Origin of the sequence: Beijerinckia mobilis (genome assembly GCF_000745425.1) — a bacterium.
In the GTDB taxonomy this organism is placed as follows: domain Bacteria; phylum Pseudomonadota; class Alphaproteobacteria; order Rhizobiales; family Beijerinckiaceae; genus Beijerinckia; species Beijerinckia mobilis.
Genome location: NZ_JQJH01000003.1, coordinates 146,846 through 169,293, shown reverse-complemented (window position 1 = coordinate 169,293; position 22,448 = coordinate 146,846). Strand labels below are relative to the sequence as shown.

The window sequence follows — 22,448 nt, the reverse complement described above, 5'->3', positions numbered from 1 at the left end:
CAGGTTGGTCAAACACTCCCCGAGGAACTATACTTTAGAGTCCGTTTGGAAACTCAAGGGTATGCAATTCTTCGTAGAATTGATTACCCATATAGGCGTAGATCGTGGCTCCCCAGAGGTCGATGTCCAATCCTTTGGCAGATACAGAGCATGATCAATGAAGGCATGACGTTTGCCGCAGGCATAGGCTGCAAACACTCCAATCTGGCAGTGGGTGATCTCGCCGACCGAGCCCATATATTGCCGTCCGACGCCGCAGGAAGCCAAGCCATTACTCAGAAAGCCCGTCTCATCGATCACCAGAACACTATCGTCGGAGCAAAGATGCTCGACAACATAATCTCTGACGACATCACGAAGCGCATCCGCGTTCCATTGCCCCCGGGCCTAGAAAGCACCTGCTGCCTCCAAGGGGACCAGGATCACCCGCCGCTTCGGCCCGCATATCGCCCGTTTTGCACGGCTCGTTACCGATCAGCACATCCAGAAAGTCCGAGGCGGAAACTCGACACGCTCCCGCGTGAATGATGCCCGGAGCCGCTCCTTTGCATCCCGCAGCGAAGAAGCCCGGAGTTCCAGCATCGTCTCAACAGAAGCGCTACCATCGATCAGGCTTCGAATCATGGTCACCTATAGATCCAGAAATCATCACAAAACGCAATTGTAGTGCTAAGCCTCATTGATCCTGACAAGTCGGGATCAATGGGGTCGGGCTAAAAACCACCACCACCCTGCGGTCGCCAAGCTCGACGAGTCTGCCTTGTTGAAACCTAGCATTAAACGCCAAATTACAACCAGGTATGAACATCTATGATAATCAGATATTCTGAAGCCTTGTCACAAAGTTCAGACACGCCAGTCCTTATATTCGCGCCGTGCCTTCATCACATTTCGTTGACTTCGAGTTGCAATTTCAATGGCCACAGCACAGGATGCGCTAAACCAGACAATCATCCCCTGAATACCAATAACCACTGTAAACAAACAGGTCATCAAAAACGCTGCTGCATTCACGGCAAAAACAAATGCTAGTTGCGATTTTGATCGCCATGCCGCAAGACCAGCTTGTATCACAACGGCGACCATCCCGAAAAAATATACGAAACCTGCAGCCCAGCCAAAAACGACAAAAGGAGCGATGATACCAGAGTCGAGATCATTGAACTTTTCTTTATCGCGACCTTTATCGTCGCGTGCCCCTTTGCCAACAGCGCCAATGCCAACACCAAAGGGATGTGACTCAATAAATTCAGGGCCGGTTCTGAAAAACAATTCTTGGCGGACCCGCGCACTTCCATCATTTTGCAGATCGCCCACTGATGAAAAACGCGAAATTAGTTTTGAAGACACTTCAGAATCCAAGGCCAAGAACAAGCCAGAACTGACCATAATGGCGATTAGCACCCCGAAAAGAGACGAAACAAGCCGACCTCGACCAAATATCATTGTGAGTAAAAGCGCAAGCGCAAGCGTACCAAGCGCCGCGCGAACTTCCGTCATAACAAGCGCCAAAAGGGCAACGGGCATCGCAAAAAAAGAAAAGATGCCACCAATATTGAGTGATAACACGATGAGCATTACGAGCCACATCGCAAAAACACCCACACTGTTCATTACGCTAAACATTGGGACTTCTTTAAATATGTCTCCTTCACCCTTAAAAAAATTCCAATATTGCACATCCCATGGCGGTGGATAAAAATTCTGATAAATTCCATAAAGGGAAATAATACCCAAACTCAACGGCACAAATACATCCAAATACGGCTTACACTCTTCGACATAATTAGCCTTATCTATAATATACCAATAATATATTAATGGGATGATCCAATCAAGAGTGGCGACAGCACCCGCATAAATGTCAGCTCTCAAAAAGCTTACGCAAAGTCCATAAAGCGCCGGAACAAGCAGCAGGAGCCCCACCGCGCCTTCCTTCCTTTTCAGCAATGTTCTGCTCGTTATAACGGATGGAAACATGAGCAAAGTTAGAAAATTAGGCGTAATCAAAACAATATTGATCGTATCCGGCTGCGAATAATAATCGCAAATTCTGCGCATAAACGGAGAAAGAGTCCAAAACCACAGAACCCAGCTCAAATATTGCCAAGGTGAACGACGAATATAATAAATGCCCAAGCCAACGCCGACGACGAGGTAAACAGACCGTGCCAAAATAGCAAGATGAAGGACCGCAATAAGCCATGTGATGCTCACAAGCATCAACATCGCCAAGACTTGTTTCAAGCCAACGACGGTTTCATATCGCAAGGATAAACCCGAGCGGTATGGCAGGGTTAAGGTTTTTGACATGATGCTACTTCACCCCACTTGGCTAACAATACGATCGATATCTGAGAGCATACGTTCTGGGGAAAAAAGCGTGCGCGCCCGTTGCAAATTTCTCTCAACGAGACATTCTTTTTCTTCTGTATTGCAAGAGCGAACTTGTACTATGGCGTTAGTAAGAATCTCCGGTTCCCCGGGTGTGACAAGAAATGGATAGTCATCACCAAGCAATTCGCGCGACGCACCGTCATCCGCTGCGATAATGATATGCTTGGCCAACATGGCTTCGACAATGACCAGACCATATGGTTCAGGAGAAGTGGAACAATGCACGATGATATCGACTGAGCGCATAAGACGAGGAACATCCAGTCTGAATCCAAGCCAATGGATCCTGTCTTGCAGCCCAAGACGTGTGGTAAGTTCTTTCAGCTCCTGTTTATAAACATCTTCCCCAAAAAGGGAATCCCCAACGATGAGAGCATGAACGTCAGGTAATTGAGTCAATGCTTCGATCAGCACATGCTGACCTTTCCATGGAGTGATCCGCCCGAATAAACCGATGACTGGAACCTCCTCAAGGCCAAGCTCTTGCCTGAAATTGCGGACCTCCGTTTCGGTGACTGTATCGAATGGTGCCGAGTCGACACCACATGGAGCGACCGAAATACGATTTTCATCACCTCCGCTAGCTATGAATGCATTTCGGCTGACTTGCGAATTGGTCAACACCCATCGCGTAGTGTAATTTGCTAAGCCGACAACGACACGACGCTGTAAGGTGCTGAAATGTGCCGCAGAAAGAATATCATGCAAATACCAGATCACGGGTTTGCGAAGGAATGCACCCGTCAGCATCGTGATGACGGCAGCTTTTTGAGAATTTGGATAAAGAAGATCGTAATGCCGAGCTACACCGGCTAAACTCCATGCCGTTCTGAGAACTGCGGGCACCGAGAAGAGTGTATCAAGCCACCCTCCCTGCCGCGAAATTGTCAACATGGATTTATCGCTGTCAAGCACGCTGACAGAAACGCCGCATTCGAGAAGTTTTTGCCTTAACGGCCCGTCGGAAAATAACACGACGTGACAGTCGCTACGATAGTGGTGCGCTACCGTCACCAGCATGACTTCTGCGCCGCCCATTTGCCCGGTGTGGTTGACGAAAAGAATCTTTCTCGGCATCAAGCCACTTCCCGATAGATTGCTGCTGTTTTTGCAGCAACCCGCGCTAAATCAAATCGCGATGCAAAGCTCTCACAGGCTTCTATTGTCGGCAAAGAAATAGCACCGCTTATGGCGTCAACTAGACCCGCCGCGAGATCATCGGGTTTAGAAGACGCGAAAATAAGATCTGTTGAAAGATCCTCAACAACCTCCGGCAAACCACCTATTGGGGTCACCATCGATGGTGTTCCGGCAGCCAGGGCTTCTCCTGCAGTCAGCCCAAACCCCTCCAAGGCAACGGAAGGAACGACATTGATATCAGCAGCTCGATAAGCCAACGGAAGGAGCGCATCAGGAACGAAGCCAAGGAACCGAATATGCGATTCAAGACCTAAAGCCTTGGACTGTTTTTGTAATGATTCGGAAAGATGACCTGTACCGCCCAGCATTAAAAGGACATCTGGTTGAGCTTTCACGATTGTCTGCATGGCGAGAAGCAATCGATCTAACCCCATTCGCTCTGTCATACGTCGGACACTAATTAATATCGGCCGGTCTGTCGGCCACCCCAGTGTTTCACGCGCCGCAATACGGGATAACCGCAACCGAAAACGATCAACATCCACACCACCGCTTATGACACATATACGCTCCGGCGCGATACCGTATTCCCGAACGAGGATATCGCGAAAGGCATTTGAAAGCACAATGAGCCGTTCGGCACGCCTATAAACGTATTTCTCAATTAAACGCTTAGCGAATACAGAGACCTCGCTCTCCCCTTCAAAGGCGGATTCCTCCGCCCAAGGGCCGTGAAAATGCATGACGAGCGGGTGATCATGCAAGCGATCAAGTGCCGTCCCGATATGAAAGGCAAAATGAGCGGCGACAACATCAATATTTTCCGTGGCAAGGAGCTGGTCAATTTTCCTGCGTGCGCCAAAAAGTCGGCCAATATAACCCGCATCCTCGGCGGTAAAGGATTCGATCAGTTCATTGGTGCTTAACCCAGCCTCAACGGGCTCAACCACCAGCCCATGAATCGCAACACCCTGTTTTGGTAAGGAATGGCAGAGATCAAAAAAAACGCGATCGAGACCTCCCGCTCCCTGCCCACGCCACCGTATCCCTATCTGCAAACAGCGCAGAGACGAGGCTGTATTCTCTACAGGGGATCTCTCATCCGCGACAACGCTATTATTCAACATGGTCTGCGACCTCTCGATAAAGAGACGCATAGCGAGCCGCGACCGTCTTGTCACTGAATTCTGCCGCGCGCGCCAATCCGCCCCTCGCAAACTCATCACGCTTCGACGCATCCGTCAGAAGATCGACCAATTTGCTACCGAACTCCGCATCCGAACAAATGATACCGTAACGTCCCTCCTCCAACACTTCTCTTGCACCGGGATTATCCGTCGTCACGATCGCTGTGCCACTGGCGAGGGCTTCAACATAGGGAATACCAAAGCCTTCATATTGACTGGGATAAGCAAATACCCACGCTTCAGACAGAAGAACTCCAAGATCAGCTTCTGGAAGATGTTTATGACCGATAACATTCTCATGCGGCGGCGTGTAATCGCTCACCATACATAATTGAGCTTCTGGAAAACGTGGCAATATTTCCTTACAAAACGTCTCGAAGATAAAACTGCCCCGTTTGCGCCCACTCCAAGTTCCGATAAAGACAAGCAACGGAAACGAGGTTTTGGAACGCGGCGAAAATCGAGCAAGACTCACTCCATTTCCGATCAATTCATCGCAGCCGTAAATCGCCTGAGTATCCTTGCCCACGGCGACGGAGCAAGTCGCAAGTCGAACCGATAATTGCTCAAGCGGATATACCAAATATTGAATCAACTTGCGCTTGAGCGATTTTGCCGTTTGTGCCTCTCGCTTCGCTGAACCATGCATCGTCCTGATAGTCGGCACCCTACGCCACACCCAGAACCAGTCATCGCCGTGAAGATGGACGACATCAGTTGTACTAAAATTATGAAAATTCAGTAGGAATGGAAGCACAAACAAGCGAAACAACTGGCTTCGCATCGCCAGCGGATAGATATGTTCACAACGGTAGAGCGCATCAACCGGCTTGTTATCACAGGTCAATACAGTCACATCTAACGATGGATCAACAGCCAATAAATTTGCAAGACGATGAACCGATGCCTCTACACCGCCAACTTTGCGCGTCGGCGACGGCAAGGAAGTGTGAAAAATCGTAATCCGCAGAACCATCCTGCCCTCATCAAAGCGTGCCGGTCTTGCGATCTCTGACTGGCCCCAAGCAACGATCAGATTGCGGAAGATGCGTCTGCTCCGACGTGTCTATCGCTCTGAACAAATAAACTAATGCCTGAAACTTGCCTTGTTGGGCAGCCAGAAGCCGCCTCCAGGAGACAAGACCAAGTTGAGGAGTATACCGCACGGCTTGAACCAACCCAGGTTCGACACCCGTGCCGATCAAGAACGACCAGATGATAAAAGCAACACGCCTCCAAATCGGCAAAACTTCCCAAAGAGCGATAACCATGTTGAAAGATGAGTCTCGTACCTCATCAAGCTTAACTTGTCGTGCAATCGAACTATAGGCGCGTTGATCTGGACGTCCAGCATAATGAAAAACCATCACGTCTGGGTCGTAGACTAATTTCCACCCTCGCTTCGTCACCTTGAGAGAAAAGGATAAGTCGTCATGCGGCTGCACAAAACGACCACGAAGCCTGGTATCGAAGCGCAAACCGTCTATAGCCTTCGCCCGGTAGATCATGTTCGCGCCCTTTAAGAAATGCACGGGCCGCGCGGGACCAAAACCGAGATGGTGGTTGCCGATGGCACGACCGAACCATTGAAGAAGTCCAACGGGACCTTTCTGCCGCTCATCGAAACGCTCACCATTGTGGACATGATCGCGCCCACCCAGGGCACCAAGGGTCGGATCATCTTTGAAATGTTTGTGTATATGAGCAAGCCATTCACGGGGCGGCACGACGTCATCGTCAATAATCGCCAGAATGTCTGTACGACAGGCATTCAAACCCGCATTACGCGAATTAACCAATCCAGGGGTGGCAACGTTGATGATACGAATAGGCAAGGCATTATCTTGGCGAGCAATATCAAGTTGAGGCCAAACATCGACAAACCACGCATGCGTCGCAGCATCATCTTCCCGACAAATGACCATAACATCGTCGGGCCGCAAGCTTTGTTCCGCTAGCCCTTCTAGACAGCGTTGCAAGCCGGACGGACGCTGAAAAGTGCTGATTTGAACGCCAATAGTTATCTGATTTGGCGTAGAGCTCGCATCATCCGGAATGATCACTGACATTATTTCCTCTTAGTTTAACCATTCCGAGCTTCGCGTTTTTGTTTCAGTCTGCTGATTTGAATGACCATAATGATAATAACTGCGCGCGTAAGAGCTCGTCCCAGCAACCTTTGTATATTTTTCCAGATCAACCTTGCCTAGAACGATGCCAGCTATCGGAGCTTCATGACGCCGCAAAATCTCTATCGCTTCGCCTACAGCATCCCGCGGTGTTGTCTGCCAATCGATCAAAAAAACCAGTTCGTCAACTAGATATGACAGTGGCAATCCGTCCGATGCCACGAGCAGAGGCGGTGTGTCGATTAGGACGAGATCAAAAGAACGCCGAAGCCCTTGGAGCATCTGTTTCAGTGCGGGGGCACCAATGATCACATGCGGGCTTGCGGTGTCATTACGCGCCAGTGGAATAATTTTGAGTGTCGAATCTCGGTCAGTCACAAGAGCATGTTGATAATCAGTCTCACTATCACCCATTTCTCTGGTCACAGGCAAAAAGGCTGTCGGGCCGCCAAGATATCCACGTAATTTCTGAAGCACCGTTGGACGACGAAGATCGCAATCAACCAATACAGTTGACAAACCAGCCTGCGCCGCAGCCCGACCCAGAGCGACACTAAAGGATGTCTTCCCTTCACCGGGCAGAGCGGACGTCACCATAACGATCTTTCCACCTCCCGCACCCTCGGATCTCGACCGCAAAATATTGACGAGAATTTTTTGAAGACATTCCGCCTCCAAAGAGAGGGGGGCATCGATAGTGACGTCCTGGGGGCGTATATGCGCTGGCGGCAGAGCGAAGACACCGAGCATCGGCAATCCCGTTTCAGTTTCGATATGCTTCGCGTGCCGGAATGATCGCTGCTGCAAACTCAATCCAAATGCCACTCCAGAACCGACACAAAGCGAGGCAAGAAACGCTCCAGCAATCATTAAGGATTTGCGCGGATAAAAAGGAAAGGGAGCGGGAACAGCTTCCGTTACAAGTTGGGAATCGGGGCGCCAGACCCCCTGTTCCATCTCAATCTCCTTCAATCGCGTCAGTGCATTTTGATAGACATGACGACTTGTCTCAGCTGCACGCAACAATTCCTGCAGGTGAACATCTTCATCACCTTGCTGTCCGACACGTGATTGCAAGTTTGTTAACTGCGTCGACAACAACGCCCTACGCGCGTCGAGAGCCGTTATTTCCTGTTTCAAACCGTCCACGCTCTTCGAAAACTCTGTCATGATCTGACGATGCATCTGCGACAGCAAAGCTGCTGTGGCAACTACCTTCGGATGTGCTGAGCCATATTGGGTCCGTAATTCAGCATCTTTACTGGCCAATATGGACTCTTTCTCCAACAAACTTCTTAGCAACGGCGCATTGATAGTGGACGAATTGACGAACGGTGCAATCGCCGACATTTCCCCATTCGTTTTGATGACATTCATCAATTGATTGAGAGAGCTTTGCTTCTGCGCAATCTCATTATCGAGAGTTGTTAACTGTGTATTGACATCAGAGAGATTTTGCGAGACGAGCGTTTCACCACGCAAAGGCGTGAGATGGTGTCTGCCACGATATTCCGCAACAGCTGCATCTGCTTGCGCTGTCTGCCGGCCAAGACGATCAATATAACTAATCAACCATTCACGTGCCTTTTCAGTCAGCTCGCGATGCTGTTCAAAGCGATCTTCAATGAAAACGCGCGCATAAGCATTGGCTATATCAGCAGCGAGTTGAGGATCATTGGACTCCACTTGAAGCCGAATAACATAAGATTTACCTTCATCCCGCGCTGAGACCGATTCTATTAATTGCCTCGCCGCTTTCGCGATACTCACTTCACATGGACCAGATGGTTCAGGAGCCGCCACATGGCCGAAGTACCCGCTAATCCAATGACTGATTGTTTGAAACAACGACGGTGATTGCTCGCAGAATTCAGGACGCTTGTTTAGATCCAGCTTTTTGACCACTGCTTCAGCAAGTTTTCTTGAACTGAACACCTCAACAGTGCTGTGGATTTGCATTTCATCCAACGCCTGGCCGGTAATAATCTGTTCATTACCAATCAGACGCACCTGTCGTGGATCGAATAAGATAGAAGCTGAGGATGAATAACGCGGAGGAACGTGATAAACGTAAAGGGCCATCAAAAGCGTAGCCACACACGCAAAGATCAGGATTTGCCATTTCCGCCGAAAAATGACATCAAGTAAGCTCGGACCGCGTTCCTCAGGCTGAGGAATTGCCGACATGAGCAATCTACTTGGTTGATTTTCACGGATATCATTTGGCACGATGTTCATCACTCTGTTTCCACCCGTCGATATATCGATGAATGACAGCGACCAGCCTGCCAGTCCTGTGAGACGTCATTTCGCTTACTTATAAGCAATGACCATTGGCGGAACAATATTAGGCACTGGACTAACAAGAGAGGCCTGAAACCTCTCCCAACATTCATCGACATATTTCTTAAAGGTATGATCGAACCGCTCTTCGCTAAAGCGAAGTGCATTTCTGTGACAATTAACAGGTAGAAAAGCTGCCTCCGATCGAATGAAACGACTGACGGCATGAGCTACCTCTGAAGAATTAGGCTCATCGAAAAATAGTCCTGTCGGCGCGGCACCTCCCGCAACCACAGTCTCACGCGCTCCCCCTTTGCCGAGAGCAATAACCGGTGTTCCTTGACCTTGCGCCTCCACAACCACGATTCCAAAATCTTCATGTGCCGCGAATATAAAAGCGCGCGCGCCTCTCATAAGCGTCTGCAACTCTGAATCTTCAACAAAACCAAGAAACTGAACATTCGGCCCCGCCCTTTCTTTTAAAGAAGCGAGCTCAGGACCGTTGCCGACAACCAGTAACTTCTCATCCGGGAGAGCACGAAAAGCCTCGACGATAATTCTTGTGTTCTTGTAAGGTACAAGACGAGAAGCAGTCAGGAAATATTTCTCTTTCTTTGTCGTCGGAACAATAGTCGGCACAGTAACAGGAGGGTAAATAACCTCTGAATCACGCCCATACAATTTATGAATACGTCGCGCGACGAATCGAGAATTGGCAATATAGGCGTCCACTCCATTCGCCGTACGCGTGTCCCAAATACGCATCCAGTGTAACAATAAGCGAACAAAGAGCGTCCGAATTCCTTTATCGAGGCGCGCCTCCTCCAAATAAGTTTGCTGCAAATCCCAGGCATATCGCATGGGTGAATGCACGTAACTTACATGCAGCTGATCTGGACCAGTAATAATTCCTTTGGCAACCGCGTAACTGCTCGATATAATGAGGTCGTAATCTCGTAAATCTGTCTGTTCGATCGCGAGCGGCATCAAAGGCAGATAAAGCTGATGATGGCGGATACCTGGCATCTTTTGCAAAAATGAGGCACGGCTCGTTTCATAACCGATTTTTCGCCGATCAGACGCCGGGAGCAAATCAAACAGACAAAAAACGTCCGCTCCGGGATAGCACCGCAATATCCCCTTCAAAACACGCTCGGCACCTCCGAGAACGTAAAGCCAGTCATGTACAACGGCCACACGCATAACAAATCACCACGCAAAAAAGAAAGCCAAGCCCACCCATGCCGCACGAACGCACATGTCATACGCCCCAACACATTGACCCGCCTTTACGTTAGTCCATCATTGCTGACAACCAACCTGCAAGCTGCCCAATCCGCAATAACCAAAAGCTTTAATTGAAATCGAAATTTGCTCTTATTAAGCAGCGAGACTTCACTGAGCACATTTTGCGGGTATATGCACACAGCAAGAGAACGGCACAGCTTCCTATTTATTAATATAGATCATTCTGTACCATTACGCAATGTCGACTAGATTGAAATTATTTGTAGAAATTGATTTATTGAAGGTCATTACCCAAATTTCTCAGGGTCTGTTCAGTTTAATCCTCGCAGATCACGTGGCGGGATTAAACGAATAAAACTCCTTCCTCCTTGAAATTGCCGTAAAGCACAAAAAGTTTCATAGTTTATGGCATAAGGATAGGAGTTTCACAGATGTACCAGTAACATTGATGTTAAGCTTGAGCGCTACTCACCCGCCACATTCAAAAATCAGGTTGAATCAGACAATTCGATAAGCACTAATTTTATTCAACGGCTTTTTGAAGATATCTGAGAAAATTTTGGTTTTCTAGGAGTAGCGGAAAAAGCGATGCACCCAACTCACCGGCTGATGGGGATTTCTCCGTCAAACACGAATCGACCCTCGAGAAGCGAAACGTGATCGCTGAGCCGTTTCAGATGGTCAAAATCGAGGAAATATCACGGTTATAAAAATGGAAGAACTGAGTTTCAGTTCTGATATGGAGAACTTTCAACAAAATAACAGATGCGTCATTTAGAAACAGGTTCATTTTTGTTTGAAGACGTAGCGACGCCTGCGTTCGATAATCCTGAACAAATCGAAATAGTGATTCACATATGAATTAGAGTGCGAGCAAAAAAGTTCATTTCATTATTTCGGTTACGCAGATGCAATTTCAATGTATGAGCAGTTTGAAGTCCGCAGCCAGGATGCGGAAAATTTGCATAGCGTTGGTCCCTAAGAGCAGGGACTGCTTCATTTCACCCGCAATCCATACGCCTAGACAACCGCCTAAACCAAATCGCAATGAATCAGACCCATCGCAATTTGGTCAAATTAATAGCATGCTGCCTATTCGTCTTTTTACCCTTCCGACCCTACCTTGGGGGAATCGATACAAGGATAAGTTCGAAATAAGGACTTCTGTCCTAGAACCAGCGCTCGTTCACGACAATTGTATCATTCGGCTGCACTGGATCGTCCAACGTGACAGGTGCTTCAACAACGCTTCCGTCATCAAGTCGCCGCTTGATTTCCAAGCGCCAATCTGAACCCAAATCGCTGATACCACCCCCAAGCGCCAAGGCCTGCTGGACACTCATACCCGGTTTGAGTGGATATTGCCCCGCCCGGGTGACAAACCCATAAAGGAAGAAAACTGGAGCAACCTCCACAACGATATTGTCGTTATTCTGAATAAAAGGAACATGCCGGCCTGACATGACTTCATCTACCGAATAACTTGTCACCGAAAGACCATGAGGTGTCTCACGTTGAATCTTGACAACACTGCCAGCAGTATCACGAACACCCCCGGCTCTCGCTAAGGCTTGCGCCAAATTAAGCGGCCTATCAAGCACAAATTGACCCGGCGCGCCTACAGCACCCTGCACCGAAACCTGCCCGCCAAATGTGGTCAGTGAGACGACAACTTGGGGCTTCTTAATGACATCTGCTCTATCCAGGATTTGGGAGATACGTTTGCCAAGCTCTGCCTCGCTCAGTCCTTTCGCCATGACACGCCCGGCATAGGGAAATCCAATGGTCCCATCCGTATCGACACGAGCCTGAGTATCGAGATCCGGTTGCCCTATAACACGGATCTGAACAACATCCGATGGCATAAGCCGATGTGCCGCCGCGAGAACGGAGCTGCTTTCCAAGATAGTCGCCGCGCAGACCGCCGCCCCGGCAATAGCTGCAGCCCCTACGACAAAGGCCAACGATCCGGCTTTTCGAGAACCCTGCACACGATCGACGCGAGGGCCTGTCCAACGAAAAACGTTAAAGCTCATTGCACCATCCGATGCTTTCTCCCGCATCTCAATATCCCTCTATCTTCCCATCGCCAATCAACCCTGCCAAATCACCGATGGTTGGCGTTTCGCTCATCCTAGTCGATTACAGTTGCTTTGCCGTGGTTTATGTAGAAATCACGCCCATGATAAGAAAGACCAAACATAAACCGGTTAGACTTCGCGTCGTAACCCTGAACTGTGTCGAGACGATCAGTATAAGTATAAGATGCAAGAAGCTGCAGATAAGGACTTACATAATAGGTTAGGAGAAACCCGCCCATCCAAACCCGTTGCTGCTGAAATGCAACATTCGATCCCGAAGCCGTTCCTAACACACTATTATTGAATTTCATCCTACTTACATAGGCCTCAAGCGACAGACGCGGCGAAATCCGATAGCCCATATTAAGGTTTTGCCGCTCCTCTTCCTGAGCATTGGAAACCATACCCTGCGGAGCAGTGATCATTCTGGCGCTGCCGAAATTTATCGAGAACCTCGGTGTTAAGAGCCACCTGAAATCAACCGAGTAAATCGGAAAATCATCGCGCACCGTGTAAGTCGGAAACCGCCCCTGGACGGCTGCAACACCAGCTGTACCCGACACCATTATTTTAGGCGAAATCACACGCTCGTAATTAAAGAGATAATTCTGCTGATCGATCCCTTCGGCCAATTGCCCATTGTCTGTCGCGGGCCGTGTTGTGAATTGGCGGCGCACGAAAGTCGCACTTACCCCAAAACGGTCCAATGGCGAATGATTGTACTCCAGCCCAACAGTTTCAAACGTCTGGTCCCGGTTGTTGGTTTGAAGCTCTGCAGCGGTGTTTGTATATTGCCGCCACCCCCCATTCGCAAAGCCATAGATTTGGCCTCCGATATGGCAACGCGCTGATGCGGTACCGGAAGTCTGGGTGATCAGATTGATCTGATTGATAACATTTTGCTGGATAAACGGTGACTGGTAAGTTGCGGTTGCTCCGACAATATCACCGAAGCACCTGTTTCCAAGGCTCCAGTTCATGCCACCATCCACATGATAATTATTGGAATTGAAAATTTTATTGTAAGCGTAACGCTGCATATTATAGCCGCCGCTCACAAAAAAGGTCTGCGATCCTACGGGAAACTTCATCGAGCCATTGAGATTGGTCGAGGACAGGAAATCCCCACGCGAAGTCCCAGGTGTTAAGGGCTGCCCTGCCGGGGCAAGTTGTACGTTATCATCATAAAAAACATTCTGCTCGATAGCCAAGCTGATCGGCACATAATCGAGGGGCTTCATGTAATAAAGAAACGTCCGGAAGTCGCGCTCAAGCGAACGAACCCATCCATCCGGCGCTGCGGCAGGCTCCGGTCGCACGACTACGTTCTGAGCATGAACATCTACCCAGCCCAGACAACACAGAAAAAAAGCCAAGAAAAAACGATTTCTTGACATCATTTTCAACATGTACTCGCCATTGCGCAGCAACCCATCTTCATAAACGCACTCAACCCACGACAAATTTCGAAACAGAAACACAATCCGACAAATTATAACGATAAACTCGTTCAAATCTCCTCAGCGACCCAGAAAAGGTCAATTCAATTCGCCCCCCTCCCGGCAGATCGCGGGACACCTAGGATATCGCGTAAAATAAAGCAGCCATCTTGCAATGACTCCTAATCAGTCCACTGCTGACTTCTTCTCATGCCCACAACAATCGGTCAAGGAGAGCGATCCGCGTCACGTCGGCGGGTTGCCTTTAAAACTTGCTATATTTCAAATAATTATGGAACCTCTTCGGGCTTATCTGCCATTTCGCGGAGTGAATGATACAAACCTCTTGTTGCAAAAATCCAACAAGACCCGGCTTGGTACCCCCTTACCTTTGCTAGAATCCTTTCAGGAATGACCTGAAATCGCTTTAACTTCTCAATTTACCATAAATCTATTTAAATTATACTGACGGATCATCTCGATTATCCGCCCTTGGGCCAATGAAACGCGTTCACCCCATTTCCTACTTTGGATGCATTGCAAGTGACTCTCCTTGCTCGGACGGATTTGAGCAAGGAGATTTCGCATGGAAAATCGGTCGATCAATGTAACCCACGAGAAATGCTTTCGCTTTCGGGTAAACACTCCAAATTTTTCGGAAAGGTCTCTTCAGTCCACCTCGATCGGATATTGGCGTTTTTGAAGATTCGCCCAGCAGATGGAAGCATCGGCGACGCCCCTGATTCGAGGAGTATCGCCGAATCACCCAATCCCTCCAAGAGCCCTTCTACGAGGCTTGACGCAGGTCCGGCGGCAACCCTTCGTTTGCCAGTTCATCAAGCGCCTCATTGAGGCCTAATGTTCTCTGATCGTTCGAGCCAAGCCGACGAATCGAGACGGTGCGCTCAGCGGCTTCTTTCTTGCCAACAACGAACAGAACAGGCACTTTAGCGAGAGAATGTTCACGCACTTTATAGGGAATTTTCTCGTTACGCAGATCTCCATCCACGCGCAATCCACGTTTGCGTGCCGCCGCCATCACCTCGTAAGCATAATCATCACCCTCTTGGGTTATTGTTGCCACGACAATTTGCAAGGGTGAGAGCCAAAGCGGGAGATGGCCAGCGTAATGCTCGATCAAAATACCAGTGAACCGTTCGAGCGAACCAAACATGGCGCGATGGATCATCACCGGCACACTTTTCTCGCCCTCCGCCGTAATATAGAAAGCACCGAAACGCCCAGGTAAATTGAAATCGACCTGCGTAGTGCCGCATTGCCATTCCCGGCCGATAGCGTCACGCAAAGTATATTCAAGCTTCGGCCCATAAAAGGCGCCCTCGCCTGGATTGATACCGGTTTTGAACTGATGTCCGAGCTTCTCGAGCACACGCCCAAGGGCTGCTTCCGCCTTGTCCCAGGCTTCATCCGATCCGACGCGTTTTTCGGGCCGTGTCGATAATTTTATGACGATGTCCTCGAAGCCGAAATCCCGATAGATCGACAGAATGAGATCATTGATCTTGAGCACCTCATCCATGATCTGGTCTTCGGTGCAGAAAATATGTGCGTCATCCTGAGTGAATGCGCGCACCCGCATGACGCCGTGCAACGCTCCCGAAGGTTCATAGCGATGAACGACGCCGAATTCCGCAATCTTCAACGGAAGATCGCGATAGGATTTCAATCCATTCTTGAAAATCTGGACATGGCCCGGGCAGTTCATGGGTTTCAACGCGAAGACGCGTTCGTCTTCCGTCGTGGTGATAAACATGTTCTCGCGATAGGTCGCCCAATGGCCGGATGTCTCCCAGAGGGCTCTATCGAGTACTTGCGGTGTGTTGACTTCCACATAATCCGCTTCCTGCTGCCGCCTCCGCATATAGGATATGAGGGTCTGAAACAGGGTCCAGCCTTTCGGATGCCAAAAAACGGTGCCGGGCCCTTCCTCCTGGAAATGGAACAGATCCATCTCTCGACCCAGCCGCCGGTGATCGCGTTTTTCCGCCTCCTCCAATTGCTTCAAATAAGCGTCGAGTTCGGCCTTGCTGGCAAAGGCTGTCGCATAAATACGCTGCAGCATTGGCTTGGTATGATCGCCACGCCAGTACGCTCCAGCTACCTTCATGATTTTAAATGCGTTACCAATCTTTCCGGTCGAAGGAAGATGTGGCCCGCGACAAAGATCGAGCCAATCTCCCTGCCGATAGATTTTTAGATCTTCTTCGCCTGGAATGGAGTCGACGAGTTCGACCTTGAAAGCCTCTCCATGAGTCTCGAACCAGGCCTTGGCATCATCCCGTGTCCAAATCTCTTTGGTGAAAGGTTTGTCGAGAGCGATGATTTCAGCCATTTTTTTCTCGATGGCTGCGAAATCTGACGGCGTAAATGGCTCCTTGCGATAAAAATCATAGTAGAAGCCGTTCTCGATGACAGGGCCGATTGTGACCTGGGTACCAGGAAAAAGCGTTTGAACAGCTTCGGCCATCACATGAGCGGCATCATGGCGAATGAGATCGAGCCCACGTGGATCATCACGCGTGACGAATTCTATGCGGACGTCATGGTTTATGGGATCAGCAAGGTCGCTCAGCCTGCCGTCGACAGCCATGGCGAGCGCCTTTTTCGCCAATGATGGGGAAATGTTCTTGGCAATCTCGGTCCCGCTAACGCCGGGCTCGAACTGGCGCGATGCACCATCGGGAAAAGTCACGGATATCACTTGAAACATCTCCTTTCGTGCTCACTCGCCCGAACCAACAGGCGTAAGCATCACTTGATTAAGCTGAGAATATCGAGGCCTTGCAGCGTCTTGCCCAAGGATTCCCGAACCCAGACGGTTGCTTTGCGGACGATCCTAATCACATCAAAATGGAAACCTTGGAAAGCTGAAAATCGACCTCCAGTTTCATCAAAGTGAAAAAGTTCGCAAAGCAGCCTCATTCAGTCACATTCACCAACCTATCCTCTGTGCGAAAGCAGAATTTCGGGCGATTATGAGACCTTGAAAGCATTGGAAACCGCTCAGGCCAAGAGCCGATATTCTCACGAATGCTGGTGGTTTCGAGGCCGGATCGTCACCCGAGGCGCAGCGTGCATTGCAAAGCGAGCATGCTGAATATTGCGCTTCGGACTCGGCCTTCCCGAAAAATTGGTTCCGAACCAATCCCGGATATTTCTCCATCATTCCCCTGACAAATCAAAGCGTTTTCGTTAATTTTGCATCGGCAAATCGGTTTGTCGAAAAGGAAAATATTCGGTCGAAGCGAAGCGGTTCAGCCCAGTTCGTGGTGCTCAGGTCTGAAGGCCGTGATTATCAATGATTTGAAATTATGCTGGATTTCTTCGAACTCAAGCTTTGCCAGCGTCCCAAAAGATCGACAAATGCGATAAGATCATTGGACTGGTGCTTTGCTTCCGCACTTTGCACCCAGCCCCTCTCTACGATCCGGAACGATCGAGATGAGACAGAATTATTCCAATGTCACAGGATTATGGTCCATTCATAATCAGCAATAGAGAGGCGGAATAGGTGTTCCGCATTGGGTCAAGAGCGACCGGCTTGTTATACTCCAACCCTGATTGGGGCCGCCCACGAACAAGCAATCGACAACGGCCATTTTCGCTCAAGGCAATTCCTCAAGGCAATTCCATGAATTCCGATAAAGAAACCGAGTTGAAATTTCTCTTCGACCCTACCGATTGGAATGTGCTGCAACAATCCCCGCTTGTTGCGCCCTCTCTCACCTCAGCAAAACATTACGACCTTAAAACGATTTATTACGATACGCCCGACGGAACGCTTTGGAAAGAAGGCGTCGCACTCCGTGTACGAGAACTATCCGGAGCAGACGGCGTTGAGCGCATCCAAACCGTTAAATGCAAACTAGCCTCCGATGTTGAACGTGGTGAGTGGGAGGTACGCGTCCCCGATTCGACGCCAGATCTTAATCTCATCTCGAATATTCCGCTTAAGCCGTTGTTTAGCAAACCGAAATTTGCAGAGAAACTCGCTCCGGTCTTTATTTCCCGCGTCAAACGGATCGCTTTCCTCGTCAAAGAGGCCGATACCGAGATTGAAGTCGCCCTTGATACTGGTTCCATTGAGGCGGGATCGCATTTCTCTCCGCTGCACGAGCTTGAACTGGAACTCAAACAGGGCGATCCCTCTGCCATGTTCCAACTGGCACATCGTTTTCAAGCGGAACTGCCGCTGACACTTTCACATATCAGCAAGGCCGAGCACGGCCATTTGTTGGCGCTCGATCGCTGGCTCTTACCCTCCAAAAGCTCAGCTCCAGAACTCACCAAGGACATGAGTTCTCATGAAGCTTTTCAAGTGATCGCTAGAACCTGCCTCCATGATTACATGCTAAATCTGATTGCACTCGAAGGGCCGGACCCCGTTGAAGCGATTCATAAGGGCCGCGTCGCTCTGCGACGTTTGCGCGCCGCCTTTAGTCTATTTGCCCCGATATTATCCGACGAAGCTTTTCCGAAACTGAAGGACGAGGTGCGCTGGATCGCACAGCGCTTCGGTACTGTCCGTGACCGGGACGTTCTACAGATGAGTGTGTTCGAACCGGCTTCACAGCAAGACGTCATTCCTGGCGCGCGTATCCTCGCACAGCTCCTGGACAAGGAGCGCCATGCTGAACATAACGCACTCAAGAACGATCTTCGTTCGGATCGCGCGCGGGCATTTTTACTCGATTTCACACTCTGGCTCGAGCATGGCTCATGGCTGTCATCGGCGCCGAAAGTCACCGTTGACGACGGCGGGACACTTCCCAAGAATGTATCCTTTGTTTCTTTCGTACGCGAAGTGCTGCAGAGACGTCAGAACCAAATCCTCAAACGAGGTGCCAGCCTTGTGAAGCTACCTCCCGTAAGCCGCCATGAGCTTCGGATCGCCGCCAAGAAGCTACGCTACATGGCTGATTTCTTTATAAATGTGCCGGGAGTAGCGCGAGAACGCGGGTCGTTACAACCAATGCTTGACGCGTTGGAACAAATGCAGGCTCATCTCGGCGAATTGCATGATCAGGATTTCAAGACAGCCTTTCTCGAAGCCGAATGGAAGAAATTTGCCGAATATAATGCTGCAATCTTTGCTGCAGGAAGACTCTCGGCCCAGGACGACAGCCAAGAGAAGACGCTTCTTCGAAAAGCGGTGGAAGCTTATTCCGAATTCGCAAAAGCCAAAGCATTCTGATTTCCCGAGTGTTTTCGGCACCATTCGATTGCTTCGCGCTTGGATGGATCGAAATAGCGCCGGTTTTTAGAGGCGGAGATACTGCGAATGATCGGATAGGTTTCAGCCTGAAATGCACGATAATCACAGACCTCTGGAAGCGCACTCCTCCGTGCTTTCGGAACTCCCAGAACACTTTAAAGAGAGGATAGGCATCAGCCCGGCCATATCAGGATAGATTTTATAAAAACCTATAAATTACAAATAGATGCATGATTTTCAAAAGAGCGTGGATTGCACTTTCGCTCGATAGTGTCTAGCCTTTTGCTAAGGCTTGTGATGGTCTTGCTCAAGCCAGATAATGGAGAATGTTCATGAATGCTCGCCGGCTGCCTGTGACCGCCGCTCTCCTCGCCAGTTTTCTTAGTATCGAGGCCATGCCTGCAAACGCCTTGACTGTCGGGGAAAGCATCTCTGCATCGGAAAGTGCTTTGCCAATCGTAGAAGCGCAATGGCACCATCCACACCACCGTCATTGCCGCTGGGTGAACGTCCGCACGCGTGGCTGGAACGGCCGGTGGTATTGGCGTCGCGTTTGGCGGTGCTGGTGATCCGCCAGCCGTCTTTGCGCGACAATTGATCGCGACAGCGTCCGAAAAAGCCGGTGATCGGTTTCACCGACACCCGGACGAGGCCATTCGACAGACATTTAACGCAAAGCCGAGTATCTGAGACACCCCTCTAACATGATCGTCCAAGCGCAGCTAATTTGCGCTTGGCGTTCGATACTTGGCATTCAATATTTCTCATTCTGACTTCCGCGACATTGTCACAATGGTGCGCGCAGATGCATTCCGTCGCAACGGCGACAATAGAGGAAAAACGATATGCCTAGCGGCTACAGTCTCTTTGGATCAGGCGTGCTGGCTCTCACAATAGGTCTAATGACTTTTACACCAGTCGAGGCCCAGATTTTTCCCCTCTCCTCATCCACATGGCATTCAGGCACATCTGCATCGGACGATACTGGACTAAGGAAAATTCAATATCGGTATTACAGGAACCGGGGCTATTATAATAATAACGCCGCAGGAGCTGCCATAGCCGGCGGTATATTGGGTCTCGCGGCCGGCGCGGCGATAGCAGGAAGCGCAGCCAATGCAGCCCCTCCTCCGGGCTATTATGGTGCTCCACCTGCGCCTGACCCAAACTGGATTGCCTATTGTGCCCGCAAATATCGGTCCTTCGATCCTTCAAGCGGGACTTATCTCTCTTACGACGGCAATCGCTACCTCTGTCAATGAATATTGCCAAAGCCTGTTGATCGGGCCTTATCCAAAATGGGTCCTTTTCTTGGTACCCTACTGGCACGGCGGTGAAGGGTAAAGTCTCGGCTCAGAGCCGGGTGCGAGAACCATTCATCGCTCTCATCCTCAGGAATGTGGCTGGGCAATTATTCAGCAATTGAATTTTTTTCTCATATTTAAATAGTGTCTTTTCAAACACCTGCGGGAAACGATCCCCTCTGCGCCCCGAAGACGAGCCGTCCGAAGCTGGACAGTGTTTGAGAATTCCCATACATTATCAGATAGATATTCTTTTGTGCCAGCTGCGGGCTCGATGCCCGCTTGCGCGCGCTGTGACGGCCCCGGCAGAGCCGGACAATGCCGACGCAACCGGCGTGCATATACAGACCAAATGGCCAATCGGCTGCCTTCGGGCTCAACGGTCCTCTCATGGAGAACCGAACGAGTGCTGTTGCCCATCTCTGTCTTTCACGCATCAACAAGCGCGTTCAGGACGGGCACTAAAGCCAAGGTTAGAACTGGTGAGCTTCTCGTTCCCAAGGCCGATGGCAAAATTCAAGGAGGTCTCGTCCTATGCAGGATAACGACAAGGCGCTTTCCCCACCGGCTTCTGTTAATCCGGCGCAAGCAATCGCCCAACTTGAATTATCGCCCCATGCCGATCATATGCTGGCGCTTGCAGCTACGGTAGCTGCCATTTGCGGCGGCCTTTACGGCTATGACACCGGCATTATTTCCGGAGCGCTCATCCTCATCACCCGAGAGTTCCAGCTCCCAAGCAACATGCAGGAGATCGTCGCCGCAGCCATTCTCGCGGGCGCCGTGGTCGGTGCTCTGGCTACGGGCAGCCTGTCCGAGGCAATCGGCCGCCGGCGTTCCGTCATTGTCGTCACCATCGTCTACATGATCGGAGCCGTGGCCTGCGCACTTGCACCATCCGTCTGGTCCTTGGTCGCCGCCCGTTTCTTCCTCGGTCTTGCCGTCGGCGGTTCGACCCAGGTCGTACCGATGTATATCTCGGAACTCGCCCCGTCCGATCGGCGCGGCAAACTCGTCACCTTGTTCAATGTCGCGATCGGCATTGGTATCCTCCTCGCCAATATCGTCGGCTTTACGCTTCACGAGGTCTGGACGTGGCGTGAAATGGTTGCGATCGCAGCAATCCCCGCCTTCATTGTGTTTGTTTCAATGTTTTTTCTACCGCAGAGTCCGCGCTGGGCGGCGGAAAATATCGGTCTCCATGGCGCGCTCGAATCGTTGCGGCGGGTCCGCAATTGTCATCGAACCATCCACAAGGAAGTCAACCAGATCCAGGAGGTGGCCGAGCGCACGCGTGATGAAGATCGCGGCTGGCGCGGTCTCTCCCAGCCCTGGGTACGCCCGGCTTTAGTAGCGGCCCTGGGCGTTGCCGTCTTCACACAATGCGGCGGCCTCGAAATGATGATTTATTATGCGCCGACCTTTCTGTCACAGGCCGGTTTCGGAGCCTCCTCGGCGCTTCTCGCGAGCCTCGGTGTCGCTATCGTCTATTGCGTCATGACCCTGATTGGCTGCCTCAATGTCGACAGGATCGGCCGGCGCCGCCTCATGCTCATCATGTGCCCGGGTTCCGTTCTCAGCCTGATCGGCCTCGGCATCGTCTTCGCCATGCATCCGGCACCCGGCGGCTTTGCTTCATGGCTGGTGATCGCCTTCCTGCTTCTGTTCATCATGTTCAACGCCGGCGGTATTCAAGTGGTCGGCTGGCTTCTCGGCGCCGAAATGTTCCCATTGTCGATGCGCAGCCAGGCAACCAGCCTGCATGCTGCTACGCTCTGGGGGAGCAATCTCATCGTCACCGGTACGGCGCTCAGCCTCGTCCATCTGCTCGGTCTTGGCGGCACGATGTGGTTCTACGCGGGGGTCAATGTCGCATCTTTTCTCTTCGTGCTGTTCTTCGTGCCGGAAACGGCCGGCTCATCGCTTGAAGACATAGAAGCGGCGCTCAAGGAAAAGCGTTTCCGTCCGGAAGGAGAAAGAATCAGCATCCTGCAGAACGCATGA

Annotated in this window: 13 protein-coding genes and 1 pseudogene; 3 read left to right on the top strand and 11 right to left on the bottom strand. The window is 50.4% G+C overall.

Going from position 1 to position 22,448, the window contains the following annotated elements; all coding sequences use genetic code 11:
• Window positions 1–105: 105 nt before the first annotated feature.
• The 11 genes and pseudogenes from DL88_RS20745 to thrS all read right to left on the bottom strand — a co-directional run.
• A pseudogene (locus DL88_RS20745) lies at window positions 106–624 on the bottom strand (transposase); the annotation flags it as partial.
• A 222-nt stretch (window positions 625–846) separates the two neighbouring features.
• On the bottom strand, window positions 847–2,313 hold the full coding sequence (locus tag DL88_RS04795; protein WP_156970938.1) for an O-antigen ligase family protein: 1,467 nt from the start codon (window positions 2,311–2,313) through the stop codon (window positions 847–849).
• 9 nt (window positions 2,314–2,322) lie between these two features.
• The gene (locus tag DL88_RS04790) at window positions 2,323–3,474 is read right to left on the bottom strand and encodes a glycosyltransferase (protein WP_034992689.1); all 1,152 of its coding nucleotides are present in this window, start codon (window positions 3,472–3,474) and stop codon (window positions 2,323–2,325) included.
• Window positions 3,474–4,664, bottom strand: a complete 1,191-nt coding sequence (locus tag DL88_RS04785; RefSeq protein WP_051955596.1) for a glycosyltransferase family 4 protein — start codon at window positions 4,662–4,664, stop codon at window positions 3,474–3,476. Before DL88_RS04785 ends, DL88_RS04790 begins: the two co-directional genes overlap by 1 nt.
• The gene (locus tag DL88_RS19775) at window positions 4,654–5,700 is read right to left on the bottom strand and encodes a glycosyltransferase family 4 protein (RefSeq protein ID WP_084704945.1); all 1,047 of its coding nucleotides are present in this window, start codon (window positions 5,698–5,700) and stop codon (window positions 4,654–4,656) included. Before DL88_RS19775 ends, DL88_RS04785 begins: the two co-directional genes overlap by 11 nt.
• Before the next feature lie 10 nt (window positions 5,701–5,710).
• Window positions 5,711–6,793 carry a glycosyltransferase family 2 protein gene (locus DL88_RS19770; RefSeq protein WP_084704943.1) on the bottom strand — a complete coding sequence of 361 codons (1,083 nt, stop codon included), beginning with the start codon at window positions 6,791–6,793 and terminating at the stop codon, window positions 5,711–5,713.
• A gap of 9 nt (window positions 6,794–6,802) precedes the next feature.
• A complete protein-coding gene (locus DL88_RS04770; protein WP_084704941.1) occupies window positions 6,803–9,091 on the bottom strand; it encodes a GumC family protein in 2,289 nt (762 codons plus the stop codon).
• Between the two features lie 75 nt (window positions 9,092–9,166).
• On the bottom strand, window positions 9,167–10,339 hold the full coding sequence (locus DL88_RS04765; protein ID WP_034992679.1) for a glycosyltransferase: 1,173 nt from the start codon (window positions 10,337–10,339) through the stop codon (window positions 9,167–9,169).
• A 1,214-nt stretch (window positions 10,340–11,553) separates the two neighbouring features.
• A complete protein-coding gene (locus DL88_RS04760; RefSeq protein ID WP_034992677.1) occupies window positions 11,554–12,447 on the bottom strand; it encodes a polysaccharide biosynthesis/export family protein in 894 nt (297 codons plus the stop codon).
• A gap of 71 nt (window positions 12,448–12,518) precedes the next feature.
• Window positions 12,519–13,895 (bottom strand): porin family protein, encoded by a 1,377-nt coding sequence (locus tag DL88_RS04755; protein WP_156970937.1) that lies wholly within the window; start codon window positions 13,893–13,895, stop codon window positions 12,519–12,521.
• Between the two features lie 796 nt (window positions 13,896–14,691).
• Entirely contained in the window at window positions 14,692–16,626 is a 1,935-nt protein-coding gene (thrS, locus tag DL88_RS04750; protein ID WP_034993005.1) for a threonine--tRNA ligase, read from the bottom strand.
• A 930-nt stretch (window positions 16,627–17,556) separates the two neighbouring features.
• Here thrS and DL88_RS04740 point away from each other — a divergent pair.
• The 3 genes from DL88_RS04740 to DL88_RS04730 all read left to right on the top strand — a co-directional run bounded on the left by DL88_RS04740 (window position 17,557) and on the right by DL88_RS04730 (window position 22,448).
• Window positions 17,557–19,119 carry a CYTH and CHAD domain-containing protein gene (locus DL88_RS04740; RefSeq protein WP_034992671.1) on the top strand — a complete coding sequence of 521 codons (1,563 nt, stop codon included), beginning with the start codon at window positions 17,557–17,559 and terminating at the stop codon, window positions 19,117–19,119.
• Between the two features lie 866 nt (window positions 19,120–19,985).
• The gene (locus DL88_RS19765; RefSeq protein WP_305953007.1) at window positions 19,986–20,402 is read left to right on the top strand and encodes a BA14K family protein; all 417 of its coding nucleotides are present in this window, start codon (window positions 19,986–19,988) and stop codon (window positions 20,400–20,402) included.
• 576 nt (window positions 20,403–20,978) lie between these two features.
• On the top strand, window positions 20,979–22,448 hold the full coding sequence (locus tag DL88_RS04730) for a sugar porter family MFS transporter (protein WP_034992666.1): 1,470 nt from the start codon (window positions 20,979–20,981) through the stop codon (window positions 22,446–22,448).

Coding starts and splice junctions, on each gene's coding strand:
- DL88_RS04740 (WP_034992671.1), top strand. CDS start 17,557: ATGAATTCCGATAAAGAAACCGAGTTGAAATTTCTCTTCGACCCTACC.
- DL88_RS04765 (WP_034992679.1), bottom strand. CDS start 10,339: ATGCGTGTGGCCGTTGTACATGACTGGCTTTACGTTCTCGGAGGTGCC.
- DL88_RS04760 (WP_034992677.1), bottom strand. CDS start 12,447: ATGCGGGAGAAAGCATCGGATGGTGCAATGAGCTTTAACGTTTTTCGT.
- DL88_RS04770 (WP_084704941.1), bottom strand. CDS start 9,091: ATGAACATCGTGCCAAATGATATCCGTGAAAATCAACCAAGTAGATTG.
- DL88_RS04795 (WP_156970938.1), bottom strand. CDS start 2,313: ATGTCAAAAACCTTAACCCTGCCATACCGCTCGGGTTTATCCTTGCGA.
- DL88_RS19765 (WP_305953007.1), top strand. CDS start 19,986: ATGCCTAGCGGCTACAGTCTCTTTGGATCAGGCGTGCTGGCTCTCACA.
- DL88_RS04790 (WP_034992689.1), bottom strand. CDS start 3,474: ATGCCGAGAAAGATTCTTTTCGTCAACCACACCGGGCAAATGGGCGGC.
- DL88_RS19775 (WP_084704945.1), bottom strand. CDS start 5,700: ATGGTTCTGCGGATTACGATTTTTCACACTTCCTTGCCGTCGCCGACG.
- DL88_RS04785 (WP_051955596.1), bottom strand. CDS start 4,664: ATGTTGAATAATAGCGTTGTCGCGGATGAGAGATCCCCTGTAGAGAAT.
- DL88_RS04730 (WP_034992666.1), top strand. CDS start 20,979: ATGCAGGATAACGACAAGGCGCTTTCCCCACCGGCTTCTGTTAATCCG.
- DL88_RS19770 (WP_084704943.1), bottom strand. CDS start 6,793: ATGTCAGTGATCATTCCGGATGATGCGAGCTCTACGCCAAATCAGATA.